We start from the raw sequence: 26299 nt of genomic DNA, 5'->3' as shown, positions 1-26299 counted from the left end.
TGACCGGAATTGCGCCATAAGCGAGCAATCCGGCGTTGACCGCCATTGGCTGTTTGATCGATCATCACGAACGTGCAGGAGGCCCACGATGATCAAGGAATTGGCGGAGATCGATATCAAGCCCGGCCATGAAGGCCCCTTCGAAGCTGCTATGGCGCAAGCCAGGAGCTTGTTCCTCGCATCGAAGGGCTGCCTCGCCTTCCGGCTTTATAGATCGATGGAGCAACCCAGCCGCTATCGGATGTTCGTCGAGTGGGAGACGATCGAGGACCACATGATCGAGTTCCGGAACTCCGATGCCTTCGTCGCCTGGCGGCGGCTGTGCGGTCTCTATTTCCTGCACCCTCCCCGGGTGGAGCATTTGACTGTCATCGTCGAGGGGCGGAATGAGGACGAGGAAATTGTCCATGCGATGGCTTTAGGATAGGGATCTCGCAATATTTCCGCGCCGCCATGGAATAAGCGCGACATCGGCGATTTCTGTGCCAGCGTTCGCCATGTAGAAGCGAGCTAAGGCCATGAAGCCTTGTTGCTACCCCGGCATCTTCTCGACGAACCAGACCCAGGCCTCGATGGCAGCGTACCCCAGCCCTGCCACGATCGCCACGCTCGCGATCATGACCGCGACACCCGCCAGGACGGCGATACCGTCGCGCGCCAACAGCCCGAGCGCGAACAAGGAGATCGCCGCCGCGGGCACCGCATTGCCGAGCGGAACCGGCAAGGCCAGCAGCACCGCAAGCGCGAGACAGAGCAGGCCGAGCATCCGCCGGCCCGCCAGCCCGGTGAGCGCGTCGAGGCGACGGCTGAGCAATATCTCCGCCCTTCGGGTCAACGGCCTGAGCCGCTCGACCGCCTTCGCGAATCTTTCGGTCGTCACCTCGCGACGGCGAATCCAGGCTGGCAGCCAGGGCCTGCGGACGCCCAGAACGAGCTGCGCAGAGAGGATGATCAGCGGCACCGATAGTGCGATATCGCAACCCGGCGGCAAAGGCAGCATGTTCGGGGCAGCCAGCAGGAAGATCAGGCCCGCAAAACATTTCTCGCCAAGGGTCGAGGTCAGGTCGTCGAGCGAGATGCGCGCCCCGGCGCAGCCCGATGCCAGCACGTCGAGAGTGTCGGTCAGCCGCGTAGCGGAAACCGGCGAGACGGCGCAGGCATTCGCATCGGCGGCGCGGGCGGCATCGGGGATAGTGGACACCCATGCTCAACCCCGCACAGCTTCGCGATGTTCCCGCGCCGTTGCTCGCGAACCTCCTCCACGCTACAATTTCGTCCATATCTCGGGCGGCACCGCTATCTACCGCGCGGTGACCGTCGGCACGCCGGGCGCCGCAGTACCGCCGCTCGATTTTCCTGCGCCACCCGCCGATCCGCGGCGCACGGGACGCCTATAGGCTCTATGGCATCACCGTCGACGTGACATGCCAATGTCACGCGAAATCGCTAGCAACCGGCGGCGGGTGTATGAGAAGGATCTGGTTGCGATGAAGAGATATGCCGCCACGTTATTCGCGCTTACAATGGCGGCCAGCGCCAATGCGGCTGCAGCCGGTACCATTGTGGGCGCCAAGGTGGAACGGACGGCCCCCGACGCGCTGACGATTGCTTGGCAGGACGACGATCCGATCGACCTGTTCGTCACGACAGATCCCGCCGGCGACATCACCAAGGCTCAACTGCTGTCGAACGACGATCGCGACGGGCACTTCGACCTTCCCTCCGCCGGGGTCCAGCGGCGTTATTTCCTGCTGCGCGACGAGCGGACCGGACGGACGACGACCGTGGCCGAGCGGCTGCTGCCGCTGGAGCGCGGATCCAATTTTCGCGATATCGGCGGTTACCCCGCGGCGGGCGGCCGGCATGTCCGCTGGGGCATGATCTACCGCTCCGGCGCTACGCCGCTGCTAAGCGATGCCGACGTCCAGCAGGTGCTGGCTCTCAGGCTTGCGAACCTTGTCGATCTGCGGTCGAGCGAGGAACGGGTCCTCGCCCCGACCCGACTCGACGGAATAGCCTATACTGCGGTCGGCTATCCGATAGGGGCGGTGATGAAGCCTTCGGCCGGCAGCGGCGAGTTGAAGAATGGCGGCGCAATATACCGCAACTTTCCGACGCTGCTGGCGCCGCAGCTTCGCATCGTGTTCGCCGATCTGCTCGCGAACAAGGGGCCGATCGCCTATAACTGCTCGGCAGGCCAGGATCGCACCGGCTTCGTGACGGCGATAATCCTGACCGCCCTCGGCACGCCGCGCGATAGCATTATCGCCGACTATCATCTCTCCACCCAATATCGCCGCCCCGTCAACGAACTGCCGAGGATCAACCTGGCCGCGCATCCCGGCGATCCCGTCGCCGCACTCCTCGCCAGATATCAGGACGATCCGCGCGCCGCAGTGCCCCAATCCCTGAAGGAAGCAGACGGCACGCCGTTCCTCGCAGCGGCTTTCGACGAGATCGAGAAGCGCTGGGGTTCGGTCGACATCTATCTCGCGCAGGAAATCGGCGTCGGCCAGACGGAGGTCGCCGCCCTCCGCCGCATCTACCTGCAGTAGCCGGACAAGCGGCCCATCGCTCTGCCAGGGCAGTCCGACAGCGCCAAGGCTCTAATATCCCTGGAACTTGCTTCTCCAGGGGAGTATTTTCAAATGGCGGGGGACTCGGAAAAGGAGGCTTTCATGCTTGTCGAATCCAACCTCGATGAGCTCACCGACCGGTCTCATCAACTCATCTCGTCCGCCCGTGTCGAGGGCACACCGATCTACAACCGGCAGGGCGAGAAGCTGGGCACCGTGCATTCGGTGATGATCCACAAGACCACCGGCCAGATCGCCTACGCCCTGCTCGCCTTTGGCGGCTTCTTCGGCATCGGCTCTCACGTCCACCCCATTCCGTGGCAGATGCTCACCTACGACCCCGCCCGCCACGGCTATGTGGTCGATGTCACGCGCGAGATGCTGGAAGACGCTCCCAGCCTGGAGCTGGACAAGAGCGACCGTCCGACCGAAAGCGAACGGCCGATGTACGACTATTGGAAGTTCGACGCCTATTGGTGAGCCGGTCGACTCTGAGGCGCAGTACGCCGCTTGAAGCAGGCGCCGAGAGCTGGCTAGATCAGCCCTGCCAGCGGGCTGGAGGGGTCGGCATACATGCGCCGTCCCATTCGCCCGGCGCGATAGGCGAGTCGTCCCGACTCCACCGCCAGCTTCATCGCCGTCGCCATCATCACCGGGTTTTTCGCCTCGGCGATGGCGGTATTCATCAGCACGCCCGCGCAGCCCAGCTCCATCGCCACCGCCGCCTCGGACGCTGTGCCGACGCCGGCGTCGACCAGCACCGGCAGCGTGGTGCCTTCGACGATCAGGCGGATCGTCACCTTGTTCTGGATGCCCAGCCCAGACCCGATCGGAGCACCCAGCGGCATGATCGCTACGGCGCCGGCATTTTCCAGCCGCTTGGCCGCAATCGGATCGTCGACGCAGTAGACCATTGGCTTGAAGCCTTCCTTCGCCAGGATCTCAGTTGCGCGTAGCGTCTCGACCATGTCGGGATAGAGCGTCTTGGCCTCACCCAGCACCTCGAGCTTGACGAGATCCCATCCGCCCGCCTCGCGCGCCAGCCGGAGCGTCCGGATCGCGTCCTCGCCGGTGAAGCAGCCAGCGGTGTTGGGCAGGTAGGTGATCCTCTTCGGGTCGATGAAGTCGGTCAGTATCGGCGCCTTGGGATCGGCGATGTTGACGCGGCGCACCGCGACGGTGACGATCTCGGCGCCCGACGCCTCGACCGCGGCTGCGTTTTGCGCGAAATCCTTGTACTTGCCGGTGCCCACGATCAGCCGCGAGCGGAACGTCCGTCCCGCCACCGTCCAGCTGTCGTCGTCCACCGTCACGCCATGATCTCCGCCGCCAACAAAATGGACGATCTCTAGATCGTCGCCATCCTCGACCTGCACCTGGCCCAGCGTCGAGCGCGGTACAACCTCAAGGTTGCGTTCAACCGCGACCTTGGTCGGCTCCAGCCCGAGCTCATTCGCAAGTTCGGCGATGGTCATGCCCGCGATGATGCGGCGATGCTCGCCGTTGATGCGGACCGAGATGGTGCCGTCGGGATTCATGTCGCCTCCAATGCGCTTTCGCTTTGCGTCTGCGCGCCATATAGGGGTGCCGGTCGCACCCTCGCAACGGAAAGGCTTGCCGCGTGGCGGATCGCCCGGTCATCTTCGTCCTCAATGGACCGAATCTCAACATGCTGGGCACGCGCGAACCCGAAATCTACGGATCGGATACGCTCGACGACATCGCCGGCATGCTGGAGGACCGCGCGCTCGAACTCGGACTGTCGATCGACATGCGCCAGTCGAATCATGAAGGACACCTGGTCGACTGGATCCAGGAAGCCAATGCCAGCGGGGCGAAGGCGGTGCTGATCAATCCGGGCGCCTATACCCACACGTCGATTGCACTGCATGACGCGATCAAGGGCGTCTCTGTTCCGGTGATCGAAGTGCATCTGTCGAACCCGCATGCCCGGGAGGCGTTTCGCCATGTCAGCTATGTCGGCCAGGCGGCGAGGGGCTCGATCATGGGGTTCGGCGTGCAATCCTACATGCTTGCGCTGGACGCCGCCGCCCGCATCTGACAATGGCGTCCGCCACGGATCAACTACCGAAGAGCAACTGATGGCCGATCAATCCCAGGGGAAAGCAATGCAGGTCGACCCGGAACTGGTGCGCCAGCTGGCGGTGCTCCTGGACGACACCAACCTGACCGAGATCGAAATCCAGGACGGCGAACGGCGGATCAGGGTCGCGCGGAACATAACCGTCGGCGCGGCGCCGACCTATGCGGCTCCGGCCGCCCCGCCTGCAGCGGCTCCGGTCGCAGCGCCGGCTCCTGAAGCCGCCGCGGATCATCCCGGCACCGTGAAGTCGCCGATGGTCGGCACCGTCTATCTCGCCGCCGAACCGGGCTCCAAGCAGTTCGCCTCCGTGGGCGACAAGGTAACGGCTGGGCAGACCCTGGTCATCGTCGAGGCGATGAAGGTGATGAACTCGATCGCCGCGCCGCGCGCCGGCACGGTCAAAGCGGTGCTGGTCGAGAACGGCCAGCCCGTGGAATACGACCAGCCCCTCATCGTCGTCGAGTAAGCGACGATGGCCATCAGCAAGGTCCTGATCGCGAACCGGGGCGAGATTGCGCTCCGCATCCACCGCGCCTGCCACGAGATGGGCATCCAGACGGTGGCGGTCCACTCCACTGCCGACGCCGATGCGATGCACGTCCGGCTTGCCGACCAGTCGGTCTGCATCGGCCCGGCGCCGGCTTCCGAAAGCTACCTCAACATCCCCAGCATCATCGCCGCCGCCGAGATTTCGGGCGCCGACGCGATCCATCCCGGCTACGGCTTCCTCTCGGAAAACGCGATGTTCGCCGAGATCGTCGAGTCCCATAACCTGATCTGGATCGGCCCGAAACCGGAGCATATCCGGACGATGGGCGACAAGATCGAAGCGAAGACCACTGCGGCGAAACTTGGCCTGCCGCTGGTGCCCGGTTCGCCCGGCCCGCTGACCTCGATCCACGAGGCACGCGAGATCGCGGCCGAGATCGGTTATCCGGTACTGATCAAGGCGGCATCGGGTGGCGGCGGACGCGGCATGAAGGTCGTGACCGAGGAGAGCCAGCTCGAGACCCTGATGGCGCAGGCCGGCTCCGAAGCGAAGTCGGCGTTCGGCGACGCGACCGTCTACATGGAAAAATATCTCGGCGATCCGCGCCACATCGAGTTCCAGGTGTTCGGCGACGGCAAGGGCAATGCGATCCATGTCGGCGAGCGCGACTGTTCGCTCCAGCGCCGCCACCAGAAGGTGCTCGAAGAGGCGCCCTCCCCGGTCATCACCCATGCGCAGCGCAACGAGATGGGCGCGATCGTCGCCCGCGCGATGGCCGACATGGGCTATCGCGGCGCCGGCACCATCGAGTTCCTCTACGAGAATGGCGAGTTCTACTTCATCGAGATGAACACCCGCCTGCAAGTCGAGCATCCGGTGACAGAGGCGATTACCGGCCTCGATTTGGTGCGCGAGCAGATCCGTATCGCCGAGGGTAAGCCGCTGTCGGTGACGCAGGAGGATCTGGAGTTCCGCGGACATGCAATCGAATGCCGGATTAATGCCGAAGACTGGAAGACCTTCGCGCCGAGTCCCGGCACGGTGAAGACGTTCCATGCACCTGGCGGCATGCACGTTCGCGTCGATAGCGGCATCTATGCCGGCTATCGCATTCCGCCTTATTATGATTCGATGATCGCAAAGCTGATCGTCTACGGCCGGGATCGCGCCGGCTGCATCCGCCGCCTTCGCCGCGCGCTCGAGGAGTTCGTCGTCGACGGCGTCAAGACGACGATCCCGATGCACCGCGCATTGCTCGACGAGCCGGACTTCCAGAACGGCAATTACACGATCAAGTGGCTTGAGGAGTGGCTGGCGACGCAGCAGGATCCCGCCGAATGAAGGCGACGATCTGGCATAATCCACGCTGCTCCAAATCGCGCGAGGCGCTGGCTATCCTGCAGGCTGCGCCGGGTGTCGAAGTCGAGATCGTGGACTATCTGAAGGAGCCGCCGAGCCGCGAGGCCATCGCCGCGCTCTACGCAAAGGCCGGCATGACCGCGTCGGAGGGACTCCGCAAGGCCGAGGACGGCGCCAAGGCGCTGAGGGGCGCCAACGATGACGCGATCCTCGACGCGATGGCCGCCAATCCCATCCTGATCGAACGCCCGCTGGTCGAAACCGCCAAGGGTGCAAGGCTGGGCCGTCCGCCCGAGAAGGTCCGCGAAATACTCTGAGCGGGATCGAGCCAGGAGGCGTCCTAGCTCGCCGATACGCGGCAAGGCGCTACTCGGTCAGGTCTTCCCACATGCCTTTCAGGCGAGCGAAAAAGCCGCTCGACCGCGGACTTTCCTCGCCTGTCTCGGTGGCGCGAAACTCTTCGAGCAATTCCTTCTGCCGTGCGGTCAAACGGGTCGGGGTCTCGACGTCGATCTGGATGACGAGGTCGCCATGACCGCGGCCGTTGAGCACCGGCATGCCGGCGCCGCGCTGGCGGATCTGCTTGCCCGACTGGATGCCGGCAGGAATGCGGATTTCGTGGCGTGCCCTGTCAAGACCGGGCACCTCGATCGTGCCGCCAAGCGCCGCCGTGGTGAAGCTGATCGGCGCCCGTGCGAACAGCGTAGTGCCGTCGCGCTCGAACAGCGCATGGTCCGCCAGGTGGAGGAAGATGTAGAGATCGCCAGGCGGACCGCCGCGAGCGCCAGCCTCGCCCTCGCCGGTAAGGCGAATGCGGGTCCCCTCGTCGACACCCGGCGGAATACGGACGTCGAGCGTCTTGGTCTTCTCGACCCGTCCTTCGCCGCGACACGCGTCGCATGGGTCGGAAATGACTTCTCCGGCGCCGTGGCAGGCAGGGCAGGCCCGCTCGACAACGAAGAAACCCTGCTGGGCGCGAACCTTGCCGTGGCCGCCGCAGGTCTTGCACGCCTGCGCGCCGGTTCCCGGCTTGGCGCCGGCACCGTTGCACTTGTCGCATTGTGCCGCGACATCGACCGTGACCGAGGCTTGTTTGCCGACATAGGCATCTTCCAGCGTGATCTCGAGGTCATAGCGCAGATCGGCGCCACGGCGGACGCTCGCTCGGCCACCACCGCCGCGGCCGCCGCCCATGAACTCGCCAAAGATGTTGTCGAAAATGTCCGAAAAGCCTTCGAAGCCGCCGCCGCGCTGGCCGCCGCCGCCATTCTCGAATGCCGCCTTGCCGAATCGGTCGTAGGCCGCGCGCTTCTGCGGGTCCTTCAGACAATCATAGGCTTCGCTAATCGCCTTGAACTTGGCCTCGGCCTCGCTCGATCCCGGATTGCGATCGGGATGAAATTGCATGGCCAGCCGGCGATAGGCCGACTTAAGCACCTTATCATCGGCGGTGCGCTCGCATTCCAGCAAATCATAATAGTCGGTGTCAGTAGCCATCACGCCCCCGCACGATGCTAACCGGTCCCGCTGCTCGCAGCAACGGGACCGGAAAACGCATCACGCCTACCTGCCTTACTTCTTGTCGTCGACTTCCGAGAACTCGGCGTCGACCACGTCGTCATCCTTCGGCCCGTCTTCGGGCGAGGGCGAAGCGGCAGCCGCCTGCTCACGCTCGTAGATCGCCTGGCCGAGCTTCATCGCGACCTGTGCGAGCGCCTGGGCCTTCTCGGTCATCGCACCGGGCTCGCCGCCTTCGACTGCCGTCTTGGCTTCGGCGATGGCTGCCTCGATCTCGGACTTGAGGCTCGCGTCGATCTTGTCGCCATGCTCCTGGAGCTGGCGCTCGGTCGAGTGGATCAGGCTCTCGGCGTTGTTCTTCGCCTCGGCCGCCTCACGACGCCTCTTGTCCTCGTCGGCGAACTGCTCGGCATCGCGGACCATCTGATCGATGTCGGCATCGGACAGACCGCCCGAAGCCTGGATCTTGATCTGCTGCTCCTTGCCGGTGCCCTTGTCCTTGGCGTGAACGTTGACGATGCCATTCGCGTCGATGTCGAAAGTAACTTCGATCTGTGGCACGCCGCGGGGCGCCGGTGGGATGCCGATCAGGTCGAACTGGCCGAGCATCTTGTTGTCCGCGGCCATTTCGCGCTCGCCCTGGAAGACGCGGATCGTGACAGCGTTCTGGTTGTCGTCGGCCGTCGAATAGGTCTGCGACTTCTTGGTCGGGATCGTCGTGTTGCGGTCGATCATCCGGGTGAACACGCCACCCAGCGTCTCGATGCCCAGCGACAGCGGAGTTACGTCGAGCAGCAGCACGTCCTTGACGTCGCCCTGCAGAACGCCGGCCTGGATGGCCGCACCCATCGCGACGACTTCATCCGGGTTGACGCCGGTGTGTGGCTCCTTGCCGAAGAAACTCTTCACGACTTCGCGGACGCGCGGCATGCGGGTCATGCCGCCGACCAGGACGACCTCGTCGATATCGCCGGCCTTCATGCCGGCATCGGCGAGCGCCTTCTTGACCGGCTCGATCGAGCGCTGGATCAGCGGCTCGACCAGCCGCTCCAGATCGGAACGCGTGATCGACTTCACCAGGTGCTTCGGACCGGTCGCATCGGCGGTGATGAACGGCAGGTTGACCTCGGTGGTCTGCGCCGAGGACAGCTCGATCTTCGCCTTCTCGGCGGCTTCCTTGAGCCGCTGGAGGGCGAGACGGTCCTTGGTCAGGTCGATACCTTCGGCCTTCTGGAAATCCGCCGCCAGGAACTCGACGAGCTTGGCGTCGAAGTCTTCGCCGCCGAGGAAGGTGTCGCCGTTGGTCGACTTGACCTCGAATACGCCGTCGCCAATCTCGAGGATCGAGATGTCGAACGTTCCGCCGCCGAGATCGTACACGGCGATCGTCTTGCCGTCGTTCTTCTCGAGGCCATAGGACAGCGCCGCCGCGGTCGGCTCGTTGATGATGCGCAGCACTTCAAGGCCTGCGATCTTGCCAGCGTCCTTGGTGGCCTGACGCTGGGCATCGTTGAAATAGGCCGGAACCGTGATGACCGCCTGCGTCACCGTCTCGCCGAGATAGCTCTCGGCGGTTTCCTTCATCTTCTGCAGCGTGAACGCCGAGATCTGCGAAGGCGAATAATCCTCGCCGCCCGCCTTGACCCACGCATCGCCGTTCGGGCCCTTCACGATGTGATAGGGCACCAGTTCGGTGTCCTTCTTCGTGATCGGATCATCGAAGCGGCGGCCGATCAGGCGCTTCACTGCGAAAATCGTATTGTCCGGGTTGGTGACCGCCTGGCGCTTCGCCGGCTGGCCGATGAGCCGTTCGCCATCCTTGGCGAACGCAACGATCGAAGGCGTCGTGCGCGCGCCTTCCGCATTTTCGATCACCTTGGGCTTGCCGCCTTCCATCACTGCGACGCAGCTGTTGGTCGTGCCCAGATCGATACCGATAACCTTAGCCATTCCAGTCCTTTCAAACCCCCAAGAGGCGATCCCGTCCATGCCCCCAGATGACGAGGCGAGCATGTGGCCGATCGCGTTGAACGGGGGCGATATAGGTGGGGATTCGATTGCTGCAAGACGCAACTGGCCCTAATTGCCCTGCAGTTCGTCACGGAGTCATCGATGCGTCGCTTCCTTGCCACTATCATCGCCCTCTTCGCCCTTTCCGCCTGCCATCCGAAAGGCGGCGAAAAGCCGGTCGTGAAGGATGTATGGGTTCGCCTGGCGGCGGTGCAGGGCCGGCCCGCCGCCGGCTATTTCACGCTGAAGGGCGCGCGCGCCGACGATCGGCTACTGAGGATCGACAGTGCCGTGGTCGACAAGATAGAGTTGCACGAGAGCGGCACGAACGGGGGCGTGATGACGATGCGACCAATGACGGACGTGCCTTTGCCGGCAGGCGCCAGCGTCGAGTTCGCGCCGAGCGGCAACCATGCGATGCTCTTCGGGGTAGATCCCCGGATAACGCCAGGCACGTCGATCCCGATGCTGTTCACCTTCAGCAGCGGCGCCAGGATCGAGGTCGAGGCCAAGACGGTCCCCGCCGGCGGTGACAGCGGCGACATGGCCGGCATGCAGCATTGATGACCGGCCCGCCGCAGCGCTCCTCGCCGGTCTTCCTGGTTGCCGCGCCACAATCGGGCGCTGCGACGCTGCGGCACATGCTGGCGCATCATCCCGATATCGCCTTCGCCCCCGGGTTCGACTTCCTCGGAAACGCGATCAGCCCGGACGGGCGCTTCCTGAAGCGCGACGCTTTCCTGCGAACGCTCGAGTACAACATGGCCTATAAACGGCTGGGCCTGAGCATACCGCCCGCCACCTCGTTCGTCGGCATCGCGCACTCGCTGCTCGACCAGGTGGCGGCGACAAGGCCGGGAGCCACGGTGGTGGGCGTCACCCTTCATCGTCATTTCGACCGGATGCTGTGGCTGTGGCCCGACGCGCGGTTCATCCACCTCGTCCGGGACGGCCGCGATGTCGCCTATGCCAATCTGGTCGAGCACAGGGCCGGCAATCTATGGCACGGGATAGCGGATTGGGTCGAAACCGAAGTCCTCTGGGACCGCATGTCGCACAAGTTGCCGCCGGAACGCCAGTTCACCGTCAAATATGAAGTGCTGGCGGGCGAGCCCGAATATGAGCTGCGGCGCCTGTGCGACTATCTCCGACTGCCCTTCGCTCCGGCGATGCTCGAGCAAGCCGGCAGGCCGGCCCGGGAGGATATCGGCCGCTGGCGCAAGTCGGATGTCCGTGAGCTTTCATCAGCCGAGCACCGCGCCGCACGCTGGCTGCTCCAGAACGGCTATTTTCTGAGCGGAACGGTGCGAGCGCCATCGATACTGCGCCGCGCTGGCCTCAGCCTGAGCAACAGGCTGGCCATCGCCAACCACCAGCGCAAAATGCTGGGCACCGGCAGTTGGATGAAGGGCGGCTATGTGGCCAGGTTCGGCGGCAGAAAGGCGAAGGCGCGCTTGAAGCGCCGGCAGGCTGAACTCCTGTCCCACGATCAGGATTAGGTTCACACCCAAATCCCTTCGCGCAACAGGAGAGGCTGAAGGAATTATTCGGGCGTCTTCGCCACACCTACGAGCGCGGGCCGCAGAAGCCGGTCCTTGATCATATAGCCCGCCTGCATCTCCTGAATGACGGTGCCCGGCTCGGCCTCGGCGTGCGGCAGCTCGATCATAGCCTGATGCCGATTGGGATCGAGCTTGGCGCCAACCGCCTCGATCTTGGTAATGCCATTGCGCTGGAACACATTGTCGAGTTCCTTGACGGTCATCTCGATGCCGGTGAGCATCGGCTTGATGCGCTCGTCGTCGCGCAGTTCGGCCGGAATCGCCTGCAGCGCCCGGCCGAGATTATCGGCCACCGACAGCACGTCGCGTGCGAAGCCGGTGGCAGCATAAGCCGACGCATCGGCCTTTTCCTTTTCGAGGCGGCGGCGGACATTCTGGGTTTCCGCCTGAGCGTAGAGCACCTCGTTGCGGAGCTTCTCGAGCTCGCCTTCGAGGCGCCCAAGCGGATTATCGCTGTCGGGCTGCTCCTCGGCCACCGGGGTTTCAACGTCGTTTTCGCCGATATTTTCTTCGCTCATGCCATCTTCCGGTTCGTTGCGCAGGCCGTGCCCGCCTTCGTTTCGCGGGCTGATATAGTCAAACGAAGCCAATCGACCAGAGGTACCATGCAAATTGCATCACCGCCCGCGTTTCCCTAGGGGAGCAGCATGTCGATCCTCGACGCTCATCGTGAGGCCCTGAGCCTCCTGGCGCACCGGTCGCGCCGCCGCTCGCTGATCGCCCGGCAGGGTCATGACTTCGCGTCCAACGACTATCTCGGCCTCGCCAGCGCGCCGGAGCTGCGCCGCGCGGTGGCCGAGGCACTCGACCGCGGCGTCGCGATCGGCGCGGGGGGATCCCGGCTGCTGCGGGGCAACGATCCCGAGCACGAGGCGCTCGAAGCCGAAGCGGCGGCCTTCTTCGGTAGCGAGGCTGCCCTGTTCTTCTCGACGGGCTTCGCGGCCAACAGTGCGATCTTCTCGACCCTTCCGGCGGGACGCGACCTGATCGTCCACGATGTGCTGATCCACGCCAGCGCGCATGAGGGGATGCGCCTCGGCCGCGCTACCGCAGTGCCGGCGACCCACAACGATGTCGACGCCTATGCCGACGCTATCCGTAAATGGCGGGCAGACGGCAACAAGGGCCGCGTCTGGATCGCCGTCGAAAGCCTGTACAGCATGGATGGCGACATCGCGCCGCTCGAAGCGCTCGCCGAACTGGCGGAACGCGAGCAGGCATTCCTGGTCATCGACGAGGCCCATGCCACCGGCGTGTTCGGCGTCGACGGTCGGGGCCTTGCCGAGGGACTCGACGGCCGCGAATATGTCGTGACGCTTAGGACCTGCGGCAAGGCGCTCGGCTGCGAAGGGGCCCTGGTCTGCTGCCCGCGCGTGCTGGCCGACACGCTCGTCAACAAGGCGCGTGGCTTCATCTTTTCGACGGCCCCGTCGCCGTTGTCGGCAGCGGCGGTACGGGCGAGCCTGCGGCTGCTCCAGACCCAGCCCGAGCGGCGCGACCGGCTGGCGCGGCTGGTCGCCTTTGCCAGAACCCGCCTGCCCGGCAACGGATCGCAGATCATCCCGGTCATCCTCGGCGACGATGCCCGGACCATGGCCGTGGCAGCCGCACTGCAGGACCGCGGCTTCGACGTTCGAGGCATCCGGCCGCCGACCGTACCGGCCGGCACTGCCCGGCTGCGCATCTCGCTTACCCTCAATGTCGACGAGCCGAAGGTCGCCGCGCTCGCCGAAGCCATTGCCGAGCTGTCCGCATGACCCAGGCGATTGTCGTCACCGCGACCGACACCGATGTCGGCAAGACGGTCTTCGCCGCCGGACTGACCCGGGCGATCGACGGCTGTTACTGGAAGCCGGTGCAGGCCGGCCTCGAAGACGGCACCGACAGCGAAACGGTCCGCCGCCTGTCAGGCCTCCCGGCGAGCCGCATTCTCCCCGAGGCCTATCGGCTGGCGACACCCGCCTCGCCGCATCTTGCCGCGGCGATCGACAATGTCGTGATCGAACCTGCCATGCTCGAGCCGCCGAGTTGCGACCGGCGGCTGGTGATCGAGGGCGCGGGCGGACTGCTGGTGCCGCTGGCTGGCGGTCTGCTGTTCGCGGATATCTTCTCGCGCTGGCGTTTCGAGACAGTGGTCGTCGCCCGCACCACGCTCGGCACGATCAACCACAGCCTGCTGACGATCGAGGCGCTACGCGCGCGCGCAATCCCGATCCTCGGCATCGCCTTCGTCGGCGACGCCAACGAGGAAAGCGAACGCACCATTGGCGCCGTCGGCCGGATCAAGCGGCTCGGTCGCCTGCCGCGGCTCGACCCGCTCGATGCCGCCAGTCTTGCGGCGGCGTTCGCGGCAGCCTTCGATCTCAAGGATTTCACGCCATGACCTCGCCGGTCTGGCATCCGTTTACCCAGCATGGCCTGGGCGAAGACATCCCGCTGATCCACCGCGCCGAGGGGGCCGCGCTCTACGGCGCCGACGGACGCCGCTATGTCGATGCGATCTCCTCCTGGTGGGTGACAACGCACGGCCATTGCCAGCCACGGATCATGGCCGCGATCCGCGAGCAGGCCGGAAAGCTCGACCAGCTGATCTTCGCGGGCTGGACGCATGAGCCGGCCGAGACGCTGGCGCGCGGACTGGTCGACATCACCCCAGCGCCGCTCCGCCATGTCTTCTTCTCCGACAGCGGATCGACCAGCGTCGAAGTCGCGCTGAAGATGGCCCTCGGCACCTGGCTCAATCGCGGCGAACCTCGCCACAAGATCGCGGTTATGGCGCACAGCTATCATGGCGATACCATCGGCACGATGTCGGTGGGCGAGCGCGGCGTCTATAACCGCGCCTATGAGCCATTGCTGTTCGATGTCGCGAAGCTGCCCTTTCCGCGCGGGGATGGCGAGACGACCGTCGCAGCGCTCGAAAGCCTCTGCGCGAACGATCCGCCCGCGGCGCTGATCGTCGAGCCACTAATTCTGGGCGCGGGCGGCATGCTGATCTACCCACCGCATGTGCTGAAGGCGCTGCGCGACGTCTGCACCCGCGAAGGCGTGCTGTTCATCGCAGACGAGGTGATGACCGGCTGGGGCCGCACCGGCACGCTCTTTGCCTGCGATCAAGCCGGTATCGCACCCGACATCATGTGCCTGTCGAAAGGGCTGACCGGCGGCGCCATCCCCCTCGCGGCGACGCTCGCCACGAAGGAGATATTCGATGCGCATCTGTCGGACGACCGGGCGCGGATGTTCTTTCATTCGTCCAGCTACACCGCAAACCCGATCGCCTGCGCCGCCGCCAACGCCAATCTCGCGATCTGGCGCGACGAGCCGGTGCGCCAGCAGGTGCTCGACCTGGGTGTGCGCCAGCAGCTTCGCCTCGACCGGCTCGACCATCCGGCGATCGTCGGCAAGCGCCGGCTTGGCACCATCACGGCCATGGAGTTCGTCGACCCCTATGGGGATTATCTCTCAGCAATGGGGCCGCTGCTCGGCAAGTTCTTCCGCCAGCGCGGCCTGCTGCTGCGGCCGATGGGCAACACCGTCTATGTCATGCCGCCTTACTGCATCGAGGATGAAGATCTCGATGCGATCTATGAGGCGATCTTGGGCGCGGCGCGGGAGCTCGCGATCTGAAATCTCCGTAACGGATGATTTGGAGCGCTCGTCATCATTTACACTGTCATGTATATTGGTCATCGAAAGGGCGCACAGGTTTTGGGGACATAGATGGCGCTGCTGACGACGACATATCCGTCCGGTTATCTCGGATCGGTTTCGATGGCCTATCTCAGTGTTGACGCACTAGCCGCCGCTTCTTCGTCAAATCGCACCAGCACGAGCTTTACTATAAACGAAGAAGGCGGAAGCATTCTCGTCAACGGAAACGGATTTTCCTTCGACAACAATGGGATTCCTACGAGAGGTCAGATCACATCCGTAACCGTCACTGGTAATGGCGCACAACTTTTCAGGCTGTCCGGCATGCAGGTCAGCGCGGTCGATGTGCACGCTTGGTTGCTTACCGGCGACATCTATGCCCCATCTCCTTTGCTTGCAGGTAATGACACGCTGAATGGAGGCGCATCTACCGACGATTTATTCGGCGGTCTCGGCCACGATGTGATCTTGGGCGGGGCGAATCAGGATTCCTTATGGGGCGGAGCAGGCAATGATCACCTGTACGGTCAATCTCCAAACGGCGGTGACGATCGAGCAGACGGACTCTACGGCGGCAGTGGCAGCGACTATATTCAGGGCAATGCTGGCAATGACTCGATCGAAGGTGGCGGTGGATCCGACAGACTGAACGGCGGCAGCGACAATGATCTGATCTATGGGGATCAGTCCTATGGCGTGGACAGTTCCGATCCGGACGGCAATGACACGGTCAATGGCAATCGCGGCGACGATACGATCGTGGGCGGCGGCGGAAACGACGCATTGCGTGGTGGCCAGGGTAACGATCTGATCTTCGGCGATGGCGGTAATGATGTACTGATAGGCGATAAGGGCAATGATGCCTTACTCGGCGGCCTTGGCATCGATGTCCTTACCGGCGGCGAAGGCCGCGACGCCTTCCTCATGGCGTCAACCGACAACTCATCAAAAGTCTACGGGGCTTACGGCAGCGGGGAGCTGCGCGACGCTTTCGTTACAACCGGTCCCAATGCCTACATCACCGACGTCATCACTGATTTTTCAGTAGGCGAGGATAGCGTAGGGTTCGGAATCAATTTCCAACACGGCTCTAAATATGTGGTGGGCAACGCGCCCGATATCCAATCCGCCTATCCGCTTGCTCTCCAACTGATGAAAGACAACTACTCGGCCGACAATTTCTCTCCTGATCCAATTGCGGCAATCCAGGTCGGCGCGGACACCTTCCTGTTCGCCGGGACAGGTGCATCGATCGAGACAGCCGTAAAGCTGCTGAATGTATCCGCTTCGGAACTCCGCGATCGCACGGACGGCGTTATCCAGACTGCCAGCGCCAGCAATACGAGCCTCACCGCTGGCCACTATCAAGACATCATGACAGGTCACGACGGTGTCGACCGGTTCATCTTTCCGGCCGACAGCACACATCTGCTGCCCCCCGCTCCGGGTAATCGAGCGGTCAATGGCATTTCCCTGTCTGGCATCCCGTATGACCTGGATGTCATCGACATGTTCGAAAATCACGTCGACAAGATATACCTCCCCAGCGGAATCGGAAGCGGAAGTGGCGAGCTCCTCAGCAGCACCGACGAAGAACTTCCGAACTTCGCGTCAACGATGCAACGCGCCCAAATCATGCTCGATGCGCATGCTGGCACGCACGATGTCGCCGTGCTCGACTGGGCCAGCAGCACCTATCTGTTCTACAATGATGCGGGCGGGACCAGCATCAACGCGATTATCCGGATCTTGCGTCAAACCGGCGGTTTTCACAGCGATGATTTCATAGGCCATCTTTGATGCCGCGAACGATCCCCCGGCAGCCATGAAAAAACAGATCGTCGCCGCGATCCTGCTCCTCGTCCTGCTGCTGCCGATGTTCGCCGGTATCCGGCGGATCAAAGATCTGCAGCGCCACCGCCCCGACGAGGATCAGCAGCCATCTGACGACGACGCATGACGGCGCGATCGTTCGATGCCCTTGTGCGATCGAACGCCGATCAGCGTGCCCTTGCTGCCGGCATTCCGCAGCCGGAAATCGAATTCGGGCCAGCGGGCGCTCCATCTCCGAGCGACGACGCGTTCTCCGGGCCGTGCCGCGTCATCCAGCATGACGCTGCCCCCCGGCGAGATCTTATCGAATAAGGCCTCGGCGGCACCCCGCACATAAGGATGGATGGTCCATGGCGGGCCATCGATCAGCAGCAGATCGATGGGTCGGTCAACCGGCTCATGATCATACCACCGGCCCGGCCATCCGCCCGGCGAGGGACCAAGCGGAACGGCGCGGATATCGGCGTGGACGCCGTAGCTCTTGAGCCAAGATCTGGTCTGGGCGGCGAAGTCGGGGTTCTGGTCGAAACTCACAAGGCGGCCGCCTCCGTGCAGCATGAGCGCTCGTGCGGCGACCAGCGTCGATGCGCCGGCGCCGAACTCCACCACGATCTGAGGTCGCGTTTTCTGGATATGATCCACGATCAGATGAAGAAATCCGGCATCGGCTTTCCAGCTGCCCAGATGCGGCAGCGCATCCTCCGGTAGTTCCAGCCGTGCGCATAGCTGGATCCGCTGTGCCTTGCTCCCGCCTGAGAGGCTTTTCAGCAGCCAGGGCCACCCGATCGCCCCGAAAGCGAGGAGGTGGAACCAATCCGACATGGATCGCCGAGCGGCCGTGGCAGCCAAGGCGCTCGTGATGGGCAGCAGTGGCGTTAGATCGCGCAACGCGTCGGTCCTCCGAAGATCGTACTGGGAAACCCTCGGCTCCGCGAAAAGGAGCCATCGCGGCGACGGGCTCCGGCTCGCGTCCTGAACGGACCGCCGTTCATCGCGCCCCTAACGCTTCATTAACCATGATCAGCGATAATTAAGGGGTGTTAACAGGATCCGCCCCATGACCTTGCCGAGCTTCGGCAACCGCATCGAGCGGGACGTCAACGGCGTCCGTGGCGCGATCAGTCGTGCCGCGCAGAGGGTCGGAGTCGATTTTTCCTATCTGCTGAACCAGGCCAAATCGGAAAGCGGACTCAATCCGAACGCGCAGGCACAATCGAGTTCGGCGGGCGGCCTGTTTCAGTTCATCGATCAAAGCTGGCTCGGCGCCGTCAAGATGTACGGCGCGAAGCATGGCCTGGGCTGGGCTGCCGATGCAATCAGCCGGCGCAGCGATGGTAGCTGGAAAGTCGACGGTAACGTCCGCGACCAGGTGATGGCGCTCAAGAACCAGCCCGACGCCTCCGCGCTGATGGCGGCCGAGTTCGCCAGCGACAATGCCGAAGGCCTGCAGGCATCGCTCGGGCGCCAGCCGCGCGCCGCCGACCTCTATTTCGCGCATTTCCTAGGTCTGGAGGGCGCCACCAAATTCCTCAAGGCTGCCGACGCGCGGCCCGATGCGTCCGCAGCCTCGCTATTCCCGCGCGAGGCGCGCGCCAACCGGACGATCTTCTACGACCAGAGCGGCAGCGCGCGTTCGCTGGGCCAAGTCTATGCGCTGATGGCGAAGAAGATCGACGACAATGGCGGCCCGGTGCAGCCGACGACCGGCAGCGATCCTCTGTCATCGGATCGGATGCGCCTCGCTTATGCGCGGGAGGTTTTCGAAGGCGACGGCAAGGCTGCGCCCGGAACCGGCGAGATGCTGGCGATGATGGGCGCCACCGACCGCCTGAACCTGCTCAAGCCCAACCCGGGCAACGCACGTCTCGCCTATATGCTGCTCGCCTCGGACGGCGACGGCTCTATCAGCGATAGCCCGCTGGAGGGCTGATTTTCCACTTAGATAGGCTCCGGCTCTGACGATCTGATCAGGGTTTTTTCGCAATCACCATCTGCGCCATGGCCGCCGCTGGCATCGCGGTGGGATCGTTCGGTCCGGCCGAGGCCATCAGGTCGACCGGCTTGCGCACGCTTGACTCCGGCTGGGGCGCGCCGGTCCCGCCGCCATCCGACCATGCCAGCGTGATCGACATACGGCGGTTGCGCGGATCATAGGGATCCTCGGGCACATAAGGTTCGCGATCAGCGACACCTTCGATGCGGGCGAAGCGGCTGTTCGGTATGCCGAAGTCGGACAGCGCCCGGCGCGTGGCCTCGGCGCGCGCTGCCGACAACGTCCAGTTGTTGACAGTCCTTCCCTTCGCATAGGGCATCGCATCGGTGTGCCCCCGCACGATCACCGCATTGTCGGCGAGATCGGAGACTTCCGCGACCTGCTTCATCAGCGCGACAGCGGAGGGAAGCAGTTGGTCGGTGCCCGATTTGAACATCGCGAAGTCGGCCTGGTCGACCAGGTCGATCCGCAGTCCCTCACGGGTTTCCACGAAACGGACATTCTTCGCCATCGCCGCCAGGCTGGGCGTGGCCGCCATCTTCTGCTGAAGGATCATCTTGAGCTTCTGGAAAGCGGCGCGATCCTTTGCGCGCATTGAGGCGCCGCCCTCCTTCTCGCCGCCCGATGCATCCTTGGGGATGGTGATCGACTTGGAACCGGTCTGGGACGCGCGGTGCGGGTAGTTATCCTTGTCGATAATCGATTCACCACCGAAGATGCCGTTCGCGCCCGCGCTCTTTTCCTTGAGCTGGACCATCGTCGGCGTGAAATAGTCTGCGATGCCCTTGCGCTGCTTTTCGTTGGTCGCGCCCAGGATCCACATCAGCAGGAAGAACGCCATCATCGCCGTGACGAAGTCGGCATAGGCCACCTTCCAGGCGCCACCATGATGGCCGCCATGTCCCTCTGCGATAATCTTCTTGATGATTATCGGCCGGGGCTCCGGCTCGTTCTTGCCGCGCTTGGAGGGCGATTGCGCCATAGGTCGAGCGTTCCTTCGGAAGCCTGGAACTTAGCGGCCGCGCATGCCGTCGAAGACGTCGGCAAAGGCGGGCTGGTTCGAATGGGTGATGCCCGAGCGCGCGGCCTCGATCACCAGCGGCAGCGGGTGTCCGTGGAGCGAGGCGATGATGATCTGCTTGACCACGCCGTAGATGGCGGCATCGGCCTCGATGACCTGGCGGCAGCGCTGCGCGAACGGCGAGACGATGCCATAAGCCAGCAGAATGCCGAGGAAGGTACCGACGAGGGCCGAGCCGATCATGGCGCCGAGAATCGCCGGCGGCTTGTCGATCGAACCCATCGTCTTGACCACGCCCAACACCGCCGCGACGATGCCGAGCGCAGGCAGCGCGTCGGCCAAGCCCTGCATCATATCAGCCGGCTTGATCTCGTCATGGTGATGGGTCTTGAGCGCGTTATCCATCACGTCCTCCACGGCCATCGGATCGAGCGTGCCGGAGGAGATGACGACGAGGCGCAGCGTGTCGGTGATCATGTGGATCAGCGTGCTGTCCTTGAGCAGCTTGGGATATTCGGAGAACAGCGTCGACGCCTTGGGATCCTCGATATGCGGCTCGAGCGCCACGGGACCTTCGGTACGCAGCTTCTTCATCAGCGTGGACACGAGGAAGATGACGTCGAGATAGTCCTTCTTGTTATATTTCGGCCCCTTGAAGACCTTGCCGAATCCACCGCCGAACGCCTTCAGCTCCTTCATCGAATTGCCGGCGACGATGGCGCCGACCGCGGCGCCGCCGATGATCAGCATCTCGTGGGGAATTGCGTGGAGAATGGGCTCCAGATCACCGCCGGTGATGGCGAACCCGCCGAATACCATGGCAAGGAGGATAACGAGGCCAATGCCTGCAAACATGAACGCTAACTCCCACGCGAATACCGCTTGAGGTCAGGTCGCAGAACCAGCGCCTTTCCCCATCGACGTTAACGGCAGGATAAGCAGGAACTTTATCCAGTGGCCGTGAGATTGTCTTAACTGAGAAAGTCAAACAAAGTGTTGCGATTGACCTTGGCGAAAGCCTGTTGTGCGGCCTGAAGGCTCAGGGTTTTCGCGTTCAGCTTCATGACCGTCGCGGCGACATCTGTGTCTTCGAGCGAACTCCGCTCCTCGGCGAGCTGGGTCTCGACTGCTTCCATCGTGTCGGTGGCGTTATCGAGTTGTGCTGCCCGTACGCCCTGCGCAGCGCGCTGGTCCGTGACGTGCCTGACCGCCACGTCGATGTCGCTCAGGCTGACATCGGCAAGAGCCCGACGCGTCGCTGCGTCGTCGGTCGAAATCGCGGTAATCGCGTCGCCTATCGACGAGTCGAGAGTCGCGGCGCCGTGCTGGAAAGGGATGGCGTCGAACACGTCGGAACGCTGCGCCGTGGCAGCGAGGCGCTGCGTTGCCGACGTCGAGATCAACAGCGGCGAATCGACCGGGAACAGCGACTGACCGGTGGGCGTCGTCGATGTCTGGATGCTGGCGAGCGACGACCGTAGCGAGGTAAGTTCCTGGGTGATTGCCGCCCGGTCGGCAGGCGAGGCCGACTCGGTCGCACCGGCGAGCGTCAGCTCCTTCACCCGGTTGAAGATGTCGGCGACGTTGGTCATCGCCGTGTCGACTTCGGCAGCCACCGACTTGGCGGTCTCGATGTTGCGTGACCAGACGGTCTGGTCGGCCTGCGCGCGGCGGATTTCGGTGATCCGCGCAGCGGCGATGGGATCGTCCGAAGGCTTGTCGATGCGCTTGCCGGTGGAGATGTCCGACTGCGCACGCGCGATCTCCGCGCCGAGCTTGGCCTGCCGGTTTATTTCCGCGATCGCGCGATATCGAGTTGCGGTGATCACCGGACAGTCCTTTTATCTGAAGAGGTTCATGATTTCCTGCAGCGTATCGCGCGCGACCTGAATGATCCGCGCGGAACCGCTATAGGCTTGCTGGAAACGCAGCAGTTGGGCCGCCTCGACGTCGAGGTCGACGCCGGTGACCTCGTCGAGCGCCTGCAATGCTCCGTCGCGCTGGCTGGCCGTCGCCGATTGCTCGGCTTTCGCCGCCGAGACGCTCTGGGCATGTGTCGACACCAGTAGCGCCCATTTCGCTTCGGGACCGGACGAATTGCGATAGCCCTTGAGCGCCAGTGCATTGCCGTTAGCGACACCTGCAATCGAAGCCGCTGCGATTTTCGCGCCGTCGGTGGTGGCTACGGCGAGGCTGGCCGCGGTCGTTCCGCTGACCAGCGCAGCACCGGCCGTGCCATTGCCGTCGACGCCCGCCTGATTCCAGGTGTTGATGACGCTGGCAAAGGTCGCCGCCGTCGCATCGAGCGCTTCGCGGCGCGAAGCGATCGTGTTGGACACATCCACATAGCCCGCCAGCGAGCCCGACTGAGGCGTGATGATGGCCTGCGCCTGCAGCCCAGACGCTACCAGCGAAAGCCGACCATCGTTGGCCTGGACCAGACCGACGAAAGAAGCGTTCGGCTTCTCCGAATCAACCAGCTTCGTGACGCTGTCACCGAGGATCCTGACCTCGGCGCGCCCATCATTCTCGAGTCGGACCTCGACGCCCATGGCATTCGAAATGCTCTTCAGCGCCGCATCGCGCTGATCCATCAGCAGCGCCTGACCGGCGGATCCAGGACTGGCCCGGCGCAGCCCAATGTTAATCTGGGCAAGTTGCTTGAGGTCGGCGTTGAGCTTGGCAACGGAGTTCTCTGCGGAAGCGGCAACGCCGTCGGCGACAGATTTCAGTGCTCCGGCGGTACTGTTGAACTGATTGGTCGCGTCGCCGAGCGCAGTCAGCATCGCCCTGCGGTTGGTATCGCTGCTCACGTCGGCGCTGAGCGCCTCGGCCGAGGTGAACACGCTCGCCATCTTCACGCCAAGCCCGACGTCGGAATCATCGAGCGCGCCCTCGGCCGTATCCAGCCAGGTCGCTTTCACGTCGGATCGCGAGGCTTCCGAATTGGCGAAGCGCGAATAGGCGCTGCGGTAATTGTCGAACACGCGCTGGACGCTGTCCACATTGACCCCGCCGAACACGGCCGACGACCGGTAGCGGAAATCGTTCGAGGTCGAGACCGCCGACTCCCGCAGCGTGACCGTGCGGCGCGTATAGCCTTCGGTTTCCGCGTTGGAGACATTCTCGCCGACCGTCGACAGCGCCGCGCGATAAGCGACGACGCCCGATCGGCCAATATTGAGAAGGTCGGTCATTTGCTGGTTCCGTCAGGCTTCGGCGCGACATCGACCGCGCCAGCGGCGCCAGGAGCCCCAGCCGCAGTCCCAGCCGCGGGCGTCTTCGAGACGCGCGCCTGGAACTGCTTGACCAGAAGGTCCGCGATACCGATCGCTCCCTTCCCCGCCATCTGATCGGCAAAATTGGAGTCCTGCATCTCGCGGAACTGGTCCGTTGCATCACTGCCGAACAGATCGTCGTCGCTCAGCTTCGCGTCACGCATCGACTTTAGCATCTGGCGCGTGAACACCGCCTCGAACTGCTTCGCGGCGGCCTTCAGCTGCTCGAGCTCGCTGGCCTTGGGGTCGGCGAGCGCGCCGGTCTTTATGGAGACGCTGCCGATCATAGCACGACCAGCTCGGCCTTCATGGCTCCGGCTTGCTTGAGCGCTTCGAGGATGGCAACGAGGTCGGCCGGCGACGCGCCGATGGCGTTGACGGCCTTGACGATCTCCGCGAGCGAAGCGCCGGGCTGGAACTCGAACATCGGATGCGCCTCCTGCTCGACCTTGATCGCGCTATTCTGCTGAACCGCGGTCCTGCCCTGCGAAAAAGGATTGGGCTGGACGACCTGCGGCTTCTCGTCGACCTGCACGGTCATCTTGCCATGGGTGACGGCAACCGGCGCGATGCGGACGGCGCCGTTGATCACGACGGTTCCGGTGCGGGCATTGACGACGACCCTGGCCGGCGCATCGGCGGTGTCGACCTCGACATTTTCGATGCGGCTCATCAGCGCGGTGCGATATTCCGCGCCCTGCGCGGCATCGATAGTGATCGTGGTGGCGTCGATCGAACGGGCGATATTCTGGCCAATCTTGCCGTTGATTGCGGCGGCGACGCGCTGGGACGTGGTGAGATCGCCATCGGAAAGATCAAAGCGGAGCTGCGGCGAGTTGGCGAAACCGGCGTCGACGCTGCGTTCGACGGTCGCCCCGCCGGGGATGCGGCCGGCGGTCGGCACGTTGATAGTGAGCTTCGACCCGTCGGCTGCGTCGATACCGAGGCCGCCCACTGCGAGATTGCCCTGCGCCATCGCATATATCTGTCCGTCGGCGCCCTGCAGCGGCGCCATGATCAAGGTGCCGCCGCGCAGCGACTTGGCCTTGCCGAGCGCGGAAATGGTTACATCGAGCCGCTGACCAGGCTTCGCGAAGGCCGGCAGTTCGGCCGTCAGCATCACCGCGGCGGCATTCTTCAGCGCCGGGTTGACGCCCGCTGGAAGCTGCAGGCCGAAGCGCGAGGCGACGCCCTTCATGCCCAACGTCGAATAGTCGAGGCTGTCATCGCCAGTGCCGGCGAGCCCCACGACGATGCCATAGCCGGTCAGCTGGTTGGCGCGCAGTCCCTGGAAGGTGCCGATGTCCTTGATGCGCTCGGCATGGCCCACGCCGGACAGCGCGAGACCCGAAAAGCAGACCAGGAAGGTGATCAACGCGCGATACATGAACGGCTTATCCTCGAAATCTTTAATCAGAATGGACTCAAGATGGAAAAGAAACGGTTAAGCCATCCCTGCCGCGAGCCGCGCGCGATCTCGCCCTTGCCCGAATAGGTGATCCGGGCATCGGCGACGCGGGTGGAGGCGACACGGTTGTCCGGGCCGATATCGGCCTGGCGGATCATTCCGCTGATCGAGATATTTTCTTCGCCACGGTTGAGCGTGAGCAGCTTCTCGCCGCGCACCAGCATCGTGCCGTTGGGATATATCCGCGCGATGGTCACGCTGATCTCGCCGCTGAGCTGGTTCGACTGGGCCGCCCCGCCCTTGCCCGCGAAGGTGCTGCCGCCGCTCGCGCCGATGTCGGTCGGGTTGAAGAAGGACGCCGGGCCGGTAGTCGGCGGGGTGAGGCTGATGTCGCCCGAGCGGTCGGTGGACGCACTGTTCGACTTCGACGCCTGGGTGCGCTCGACCAGCGTGATGGTGACGATATCGCCCACCATCGCTGCCCGCGCTCCGTTGGTCAGCGCCGAATAGCCATTGGCGGCCTGGAATATCGCGCCATTGGCAACCGGCGGCAGCGGCTCCTGCGCATAGGTCGGCGCATATTCCATGTCGCGCTTGCGCGGCTTCTTGGCATCGACCGGCCCGGCCCCCAGGCCGATCAGCAACGCGGCGCAGAGGCCGAGCGTCACCAGCGCGTTCGCGTCCGGGCTATATGTTCTGGTTGGCATATTGCAGCATCTGGTCGGTGGCCGAGATCATCTTGCTGTTCACTTCATAGGCGCGCTGGGTTTCGATCATATCTACCAGTTCCTCGACGATATTGACGTTCGAGGATTCGAGCGCGCCCTGACGGATGTTGCCGAGGCCGTCAGTGCCGCCGGCGCCGGTCTGCGGCTGGCCCGAGGATGCGGTTTCGGTGAGGATGTTGTTGCCTTCGGACTGGAGCCCCGCCGGATTGACGAAGCGCGCGAGCTCGATCTTGCCTACCTCGGTCGACTCGGTGGCTCCCGGCATGCTGACGCTGACGGTGCCGTCATTGCCAATCGTGATCTTGTCGGCGCCTTGCGGGATCTGGATCTGCGGCTGCAGCTGATAGCCGTCGCTGTTGACGATGTTGCCCTCCGACGAGAGCGTGAAATTGCCGTCGCGGGTATAGCCGGTGCGGCCGTCCGGCATCTGGATCTGGAAATAGCCCGCGCCCTCGACGGCCATGTCGAGCGCGTTGTCGGTGGTCTGCAACGACCCTTGCGTCTCAATCTTGGCGGTGCCGTTGATCTGCACGCCTGTGCCGAGGTTGGTGCCGGTCGCGAATTTTGTCGACTCGGAGGAGGCGGCGCCCGGGGCGGTCATTGCCTGATAGGCGAGCGTCTCGAAGCTGGCGCGGTCACGCTTGAAGCCGGTCGTGTTGACGTTCGCCAGGTTGTTGGCGATCACCTGCATCCGCATATTCTGGGCGTCGAGGCCCGTCCGCGCGACGTGCAATGCTGCGTTGCTCATCTAAGCTACTCCGTCTT

29 protein-coding genes are annotated in these 26299 nt (G+C 63.9%); 15 read left to right on the top strand and 14 right to left on the bottom strand.

Annotated elements, in window-relative coordinates:
• Positions 1-88: 88 nt before the first annotated feature.
• Positions 89-427 (top strand): antibiotic biosynthesis monooxygenase family protein, encoded by a 339-nt coding sequence (locus AAC645_RS03570; protein ID WP_340313890.1) that lies wholly within the window; start codon positions 89-91, stop codon positions 425-427.
• Positions 428-532: 105 nt separating this feature from the next.
• Here AAC645_RS03570 and AAC645_RS03565 read toward each other — a convergent pair whose 3' ends face one another.
• A complete protein-coding gene (locus AAC645_RS03565; RefSeq protein ID WP_340313889.1) occupies positions 533-1201 on the bottom strand; it encodes an exopolysaccharide biosynthesis protein in 669 nt (222 codons plus the stop codon).
• Positions 1202-1430: 229 nt separating this feature from the next.
• Between AAC645_RS03565 and AAC645_RS03560 the strand changes: the two genes are divergently transcribed.
• Together AAC645_RS03560 and AAC645_RS03555 are read left to right on the top strand one after the other, a co-directional pair.
• Positions 1431-2555 carry a tyrosine-protein phosphatase gene (locus tag AAC645_RS03560; protein WP_340313888.1) on the top strand — a complete coding sequence of 375 codons (1125 nt, stop codon included), beginning with the start codon at positions 1431-1433 and terminating at the stop codon, positions 2553-2555.
• 123 nt (positions 2556-2678) lie between these two features.
• Entirely contained in the window at positions 2679-3056 is a 378-nt protein-coding gene (locus tag AAC645_RS03555) for a PRC-barrel domain-containing protein (RefSeq protein WP_340313887.1), read from the top strand.
• Positions 3057-3109: 53 nt separating this feature from the next.
• Here the strand turns inward: AAC645_RS03555 and thiS are convergent, their stop codons facing one another.
• Entirely contained in the window at positions 3110-4114 is a 1005-nt protein-coding gene (gene thiS / locus AAC645_RS03550; protein ID WP_340313885.1) for a sulfur carrier protein ThiS, read from the bottom strand.
• Positions 4115-4245: 131 nt separating this feature from the next.
• Between thiS and AAC645_RS03545 the strand changes: the two genes are divergently transcribed.
• Genes AAC645_RS03545 through arsC form a run of 4 tightly spaced genes read left to right on the top strand, consistent with a single transcriptional unit; the run spans position 4246 to position 6846 of the window.
• Positions 4246-4638, top strand: a complete 393-nt coding sequence (locus AAC645_RS03545) for a type II 3-dehydroquinate dehydratase (protein ID WP_340314152.1) — start codon at positions 4246-4248, stop codon at positions 4636-4638.
• Positions 4639-4678: 40 nt separating this feature from the next.
• Positions 4679-5146, top strand: coding sequence for an acetyl-CoA carboxylase biotin carboxyl carrier protein (gene accB, locus AAC645_RS03540; RefSeq protein WP_340313883.1), 468 nt, complete (start codon positions 4679-4681; stop codon positions 5144-5146).
• Positions 5147-5152: 6 nt separating this feature from the next.
• Positions 5153-6511, top strand: coding sequence for an acetyl-CoA carboxylase biotin carboxylase subunit (gene accC, locus AAC645_RS03535; RefSeq protein WP_340313881.1), 1359 nt, complete (start codon positions 5153-5155; stop codon positions 6509-6511).
• Positions 6508-6846, top strand: coding sequence for an arsenate reductase (glutaredoxin) (gene arsC / locus AAC645_RS03530; protein WP_340313879.1), 339 nt, complete (start codon positions 6508-6510; stop codon positions 6844-6846). Before accC ends, arsC begins: the two co-directional genes overlap by 4 nt.
• A 49-nt stretch (positions 6847-6895) precedes the next feature.
• Here arsC and dnaJ read toward each other — a convergent pair whose 3' ends face one another.
• Positions 6896-8026 carry a molecular chaperone DnaJ gene (dnaJ, locus tag AAC645_RS03525; protein WP_340313877.1) on the bottom strand — a complete coding sequence of 377 codons (1131 nt, stop codon included), beginning with the start codon at positions 8024-8026 and terminating at the stop codon, positions 6896-6898.
• Positions 8027-8101: 75 nt separating this feature from the next.
• Positions 8102-9997, bottom strand: a complete 1896-nt coding sequence (dnaK, locus tag AAC645_RS03520) for a molecular chaperone DnaK (RefSeq protein ID WP_340313876.1) — start codon at positions 9995-9997, stop codon at positions 8102-8104.
• Between the two features lie 162 nt (positions 9998-10159).
• Between dnaK and AAC645_RS03515 the strand changes: the two genes are divergently transcribed.
• A complete protein-coding gene (locus AAC645_RS03515; protein WP_340313875.1) occupies positions 10160-10621 on the top strand; it encodes a copper chaperone PCu(A)C in 462 nt (153 codons plus the stop codon).
• A complete protein-coding gene (locus tag AAC645_RS03510) occupies positions 10621-11556 on the top strand; it encodes a sulfotransferase family protein (RefSeq protein WP_340313873.1) in 936 nt (311 codons plus the stop codon). Before AAC645_RS03515 ends, AAC645_RS03510 begins: the two co-directional genes overlap by 1 nt.
• Positions 11557-11600: 44 nt before the next feature.
• On the opposite strand, the gene grpE is transcribed toward AAC645_RS03510, so the two are convergent.
• Positions 11601-12137, bottom strand: a complete 537-nt coding sequence (gene grpE / locus AAC645_RS03505) for a nucleotide exchange factor GrpE (RefSeq protein ID WP_340313872.1) — start codon at positions 12135-12137, stop codon at positions 11601-11603.
• Positions 12138-12266: 129 nt separating this feature from the next.
• On the opposite strand from grpE, the gene AAC645_RS03500 reads away from it, so the two are divergent.
• The 5 genes from AAC645_RS03500 to AAC645_RS03480 all read left to right on the top strand — a co-directional run bounded on the left by AAC645_RS03500 (position 12267) and on the right by AAC645_RS03480 (position 17233).
• Complete coding sequence (locus AAC645_RS03500) at positions 12267-13376, top strand: 8-amino-7-oxononanoate synthase (protein WP_340313870.1); 1110 nt, start codon at positions 12267-12269, stop codon at positions 13374-13376.
• Entirely contained in the window at positions 13373-14002 is a 630-nt protein-coding gene (gene bioD / locus AAC645_RS03495; protein ID WP_340313868.1) for a dethiobiotin synthase, read from the top strand. Before AAC645_RS03500 ends, bioD begins: the two co-directional genes overlap by 4 nt.
• The gene (locus tag AAC645_RS03490; protein WP_340313867.1) at positions 13999-15249 is read left to right on the top strand and encodes an adenosylmethionine--8-amino-7-oxononanoate transaminase; all 1251 of its coding nucleotides are present in this window, start codon (positions 13999-14001) and stop codon (positions 15247-15249) included. The genes bioD and AAC645_RS03490 overlap by 4 nt, the downstream gene beginning before the upstream one ends.
• 93 nt (positions 15250-15342) lie before the next feature.
• Complete coding sequence (locus AAC645_RS03485) at positions 15343-17073, top strand: calcium-binding protein (RefSeq protein WP_340313866.1); 1731 nt, start codon at positions 15343-15345, stop codon at positions 17071-17073.
• Between the two features lie 25 nt (positions 17074-17098).
• Positions 17099-17233 (top strand): hypothetical protein, encoded by a 135-nt coding sequence (locus tag AAC645_RS03480; RefSeq protein ID WP_340313865.1) that lies wholly within the window; start codon positions 17099-17101, stop codon positions 17231-17233.
• On the opposite strand, the gene AAC645_RS03475 is transcribed toward AAC645_RS03480, so the two are convergent.
• Positions 17206-17928, bottom strand: coding sequence for an O-methyltransferase (locus AAC645_RS03475; RefSeq protein ID WP_340313863.1), 723 nt, complete (start codon positions 17926-17928; stop codon positions 17206-17208). The genes AAC645_RS03480 and AAC645_RS03475 overlap by 28 nt on opposite strands.
• A gap of 235 nt (positions 17929-18163) precedes the next feature.
• Here AAC645_RS03475 and AAC645_RS03470 point away from each other — a divergent pair, with 235 nt between their 5' ends.
• Positions 18164-19036, top strand: a complete 873-nt coding sequence (locus AAC645_RS03470; RefSeq protein ID WP_340313862.1) for a hypothetical protein — start codon at positions 18164-18166, stop codon at positions 19034-19036.
• A 37-nt stretch (positions 19037-19073) separates the two neighbouring features.
• On the opposite strand, the gene AAC645_RS03465 is transcribed toward AAC645_RS03470, so the two are convergent.
• From AAC645_RS03465 to flgG, 8 genes are all read right to left on the bottom strand, one after another.
• Complete coding sequence (locus AAC645_RS03465) at positions 19074-20081, bottom strand: flagellar motor protein MotB (RefSeq protein ID WP_340313861.1); 1008 nt, start codon at positions 20079-20081, stop codon at positions 19074-19076.
• A gap of 30 nt (positions 20082-20111) precedes the next feature.
• The gene (motA, locus tag AAC645_RS03460) at positions 20112-20975 is read right to left on the bottom strand and encodes a flagellar motor stator protein MotA (protein WP_340313860.1); all 864 of its coding nucleotides are present in this window, start codon (positions 20973-20975) and stop codon (positions 20112-20114) included.
• A gap of 116 nt (positions 20976-21091) precedes the next feature.
• Positions 21092-21949, bottom strand: coding sequence for a flagellin (locus tag AAC645_RS03455; RefSeq protein ID WP_340313859.1), 858 nt, complete (start codon positions 21947-21949; stop codon positions 21092-21094).
• Between the two features lie 12 nt (positions 21950-21961).
• A complete protein-coding gene (gene flgK, locus AAC645_RS03450; RefSeq protein WP_340313858.1) occupies positions 21962-23317 on the bottom strand; it encodes a flagellar hook-associated protein FlgK in 1356 nt (451 codons plus the stop codon).
• The gene (locus tag AAC645_RS03445; protein WP_340313857.1) at positions 23314-23685 is read right to left on the bottom strand and encodes a rod-binding protein; all 372 of its coding nucleotides are present in this window, start codon (positions 23683-23685) and stop codon (positions 23314-23316) included. The genes flgK and AAC645_RS03445 overlap by 4 nt, the downstream gene beginning before the upstream one ends.
• On the bottom strand, positions 23682-24785 hold the full coding sequence (locus AAC645_RS03440) for a flagellar basal body P-ring protein FlgI (protein WP_340313856.1): 1104 nt from the start codon (positions 24783-24785) through the stop codon (positions 23682-23684). Before AAC645_RS03440 ends, AAC645_RS03445 begins: the two co-directional genes overlap by 4 nt.
• 26 nt (positions 24786-24811) lie before the next feature.
• Positions 24812-25513, bottom strand: coding sequence for a flagellar basal body L-ring protein FlgH (locus AAC645_RS03435; RefSeq protein ID WP_340313855.1), 702 nt, complete (start codon positions 25511-25513; stop codon positions 24812-24814).
• Positions 25494-26282, bottom strand: a complete 789-nt coding sequence (gene flgG, locus AAC645_RS03430; protein ID WP_340313854.1) for a flagellar basal-body rod protein FlgG — start codon at positions 26280-26282, stop codon at positions 25494-25496. Before flgG ends, AAC645_RS03435 begins: the two co-directional genes overlap by 20 nt.
• Positions 26283-26299 lie beyond the last annotated feature (17 nt).

It is taken from the genome of Rhizorhabdus argentea, assembly GCF_037861105.1.
Taxonomy (GTDB): domain Bacteria; phylum Pseudomonadota; class Alphaproteobacteria; order Sphingomonadales; family Sphingomonadaceae; genus Rhizorhabdus; species Rhizorhabdus argentea.
The sequence above is the reverse complement of the archived record's forward strand: the minus strand, read 5'-3'. Positions and strand labels throughout refer to the sequence as shown.

Coding starts and splice junctions, on each gene's coding strand:
- AAC645_RS03500 (WP_340313870.1), top strand. CDS start 12,267: ATGTCGATCCTCGACGCTCATCGTGAGGCCCTGAGCCTCCTGGCGCAC.
- AAC645_RS03485 (WP_340313866.1), top strand. CDS start 15,343: ATGGCGCTGCTGACGACGACATATCCGTCCGGTTATCTCGGATCGGTT.
- AAC645_RS03490 (WP_340313867.1), top strand. CDS start 13,999: ATGACCTCGCCGGTCTGGCATCCGTTTACCCAGCATGGCCTGGGCGAA.
- AAC645_RS03480 (WP_340313865.1), top strand. CDS start 17,099: ATGAAAAAACAGATCGTCGCCGCGATCCTGCTCCTCGTCCTGCTGCTG.
- AAC645_RS03560 (WP_340313888.1), top strand. CDS start 1,431: ATGTCACGCGAAATCGCTAGCAACCGGCGGCGGGTGTATGAGAAGGAT.
- dnaK (WP_340313876.1), bottom strand. CDS start 9,997: ATGGCTAAGGTTATCGGTATCGATCTGGGCACGACCAACAGCTGCGTC.
- AAC645_RS03470 (WP_340313862.1), top strand. CDS start 18,164: ATGACCTTGCCGAGCTTCGGCAACCGCATCGAGCGGGACGTCAACGGC.
- flgK (WP_340313858.1), bottom strand. CDS start 23,317: ATGACCGACCTTCTCAATATTGGCCGATCGGGCGTCGTCGCTTATCGC.
- bioD (WP_340313868.1), top strand. CDS start 13,373: ATGACCCAGGCGATTGTCGTCACCGCGACCGACACCGATGTCGGCAAG.
- AAC645_RS03465 (WP_340313861.1), bottom strand. CDS start 20,081: ATGGCGCAATCGCCCTCCAAGCGCGGCAAGAACGAGCCGGAGCCCCGG.
- AAC645_RS03440 (WP_340313856.1), bottom strand. CDS start 24,785: ATGTATCGCGCGTTGATCACCTTCCTGGTCTGCTTTTCGGGTCTCGCG.
- AAC645_RS03445 (WP_340313857.1), bottom strand. CDS start 23,685: ATGATCGGCAGCGTCTCCATAAAGACCGGCGCGCTCGCCGACCCCAAG.
- AAC645_RS03545 (WP_340314152.1), top strand. CDS start 4,246: ATGCTGGGCACGCGCGAACCCGAAATCTACGGATCGGATACGCTCGAC.
- dnaJ (WP_340313877.1), bottom strand. CDS start 8,026: ATGGCTACTGACACCGACTATTATGATTTGCTGGAATGCGAGCGCACC.
- AAC645_RS03515 (WP_340313875.1), top strand. CDS start 10,160: ATGCGTCGCTTCCTTGCCACTATCATCGCCCTCTTCGCCCTTTCCGCC.
- thiS (WP_340313885.1), bottom strand. CDS start 4,114: ATGAATCCCGACGGCACCATCTCGGTCCGCATCAACGGCGAGCATCGC.
- flgG (WP_340313854.1), bottom strand. CDS start 26,282: ATGAGCAACGCAGCATTGCACGTCGCGCGGACGGGCCTCGACGCCCAG.
- AAC645_RS03475 (WP_340313863.1), bottom strand. CDS start 17,928: ATGTCGGATTGGTTCCACCTCCTCGCTTTCGGGGCGATCGGGTGGCCC.
- AAC645_RS03570 (WP_340313890.1), top strand. CDS start 89: ATGATCAAGGAATTGGCGGAGATCGATATCAAGCCCGGCCATGAAGGC.
- motA (WP_340313860.1), bottom strand. CDS start 20,975: ATGTTTGCAGGCATTGGCCTCGTTATCCTCCTTGCCATGGTATTCGGC.
- accC (WP_340313881.1), top strand. CDS start 5,153: ATGGCCATCAGCAAGGTCCTGATCGCGAACCGGGGCGAGATTGCGCTC.
- AAC645_RS03510 (WP_340313873.1), top strand. CDS start 10,621: ATGACCGGCCCGCCGCAGCGCTCCTCGCCGGTCTTCCTGGTTGCCGCG.
- arsC (WP_340313879.1), top strand. CDS start 6,508: ATGAAGGCGACGATCTGGCATAATCCACGCTGCTCCAAATCGCGCGAG.
- AAC645_RS03555 (WP_340313887.1), top strand. CDS start 2,679: ATGCTTGTCGAATCCAACCTCGATGAGCTCACCGACCGGTCTCATCAA.
- AAC645_RS03435 (WP_340313855.1), bottom strand. CDS start 25,513: ATGCCAACCAGAACATATAGCCCGGACGCGAACGCGCTGGTGACGCTC.
- accB (WP_340313883.1), top strand. CDS start 4,679: ATGGCCGATCAATCCCAGGGGAAAGCAATGCAGGTCGACCCGGAACTG.
- grpE (WP_340313872.1), bottom strand. CDS start 12,137: ATGAGCGAAGAAAATATCGGCGAAAACGACGTTGAAACCCCGGTGGCC.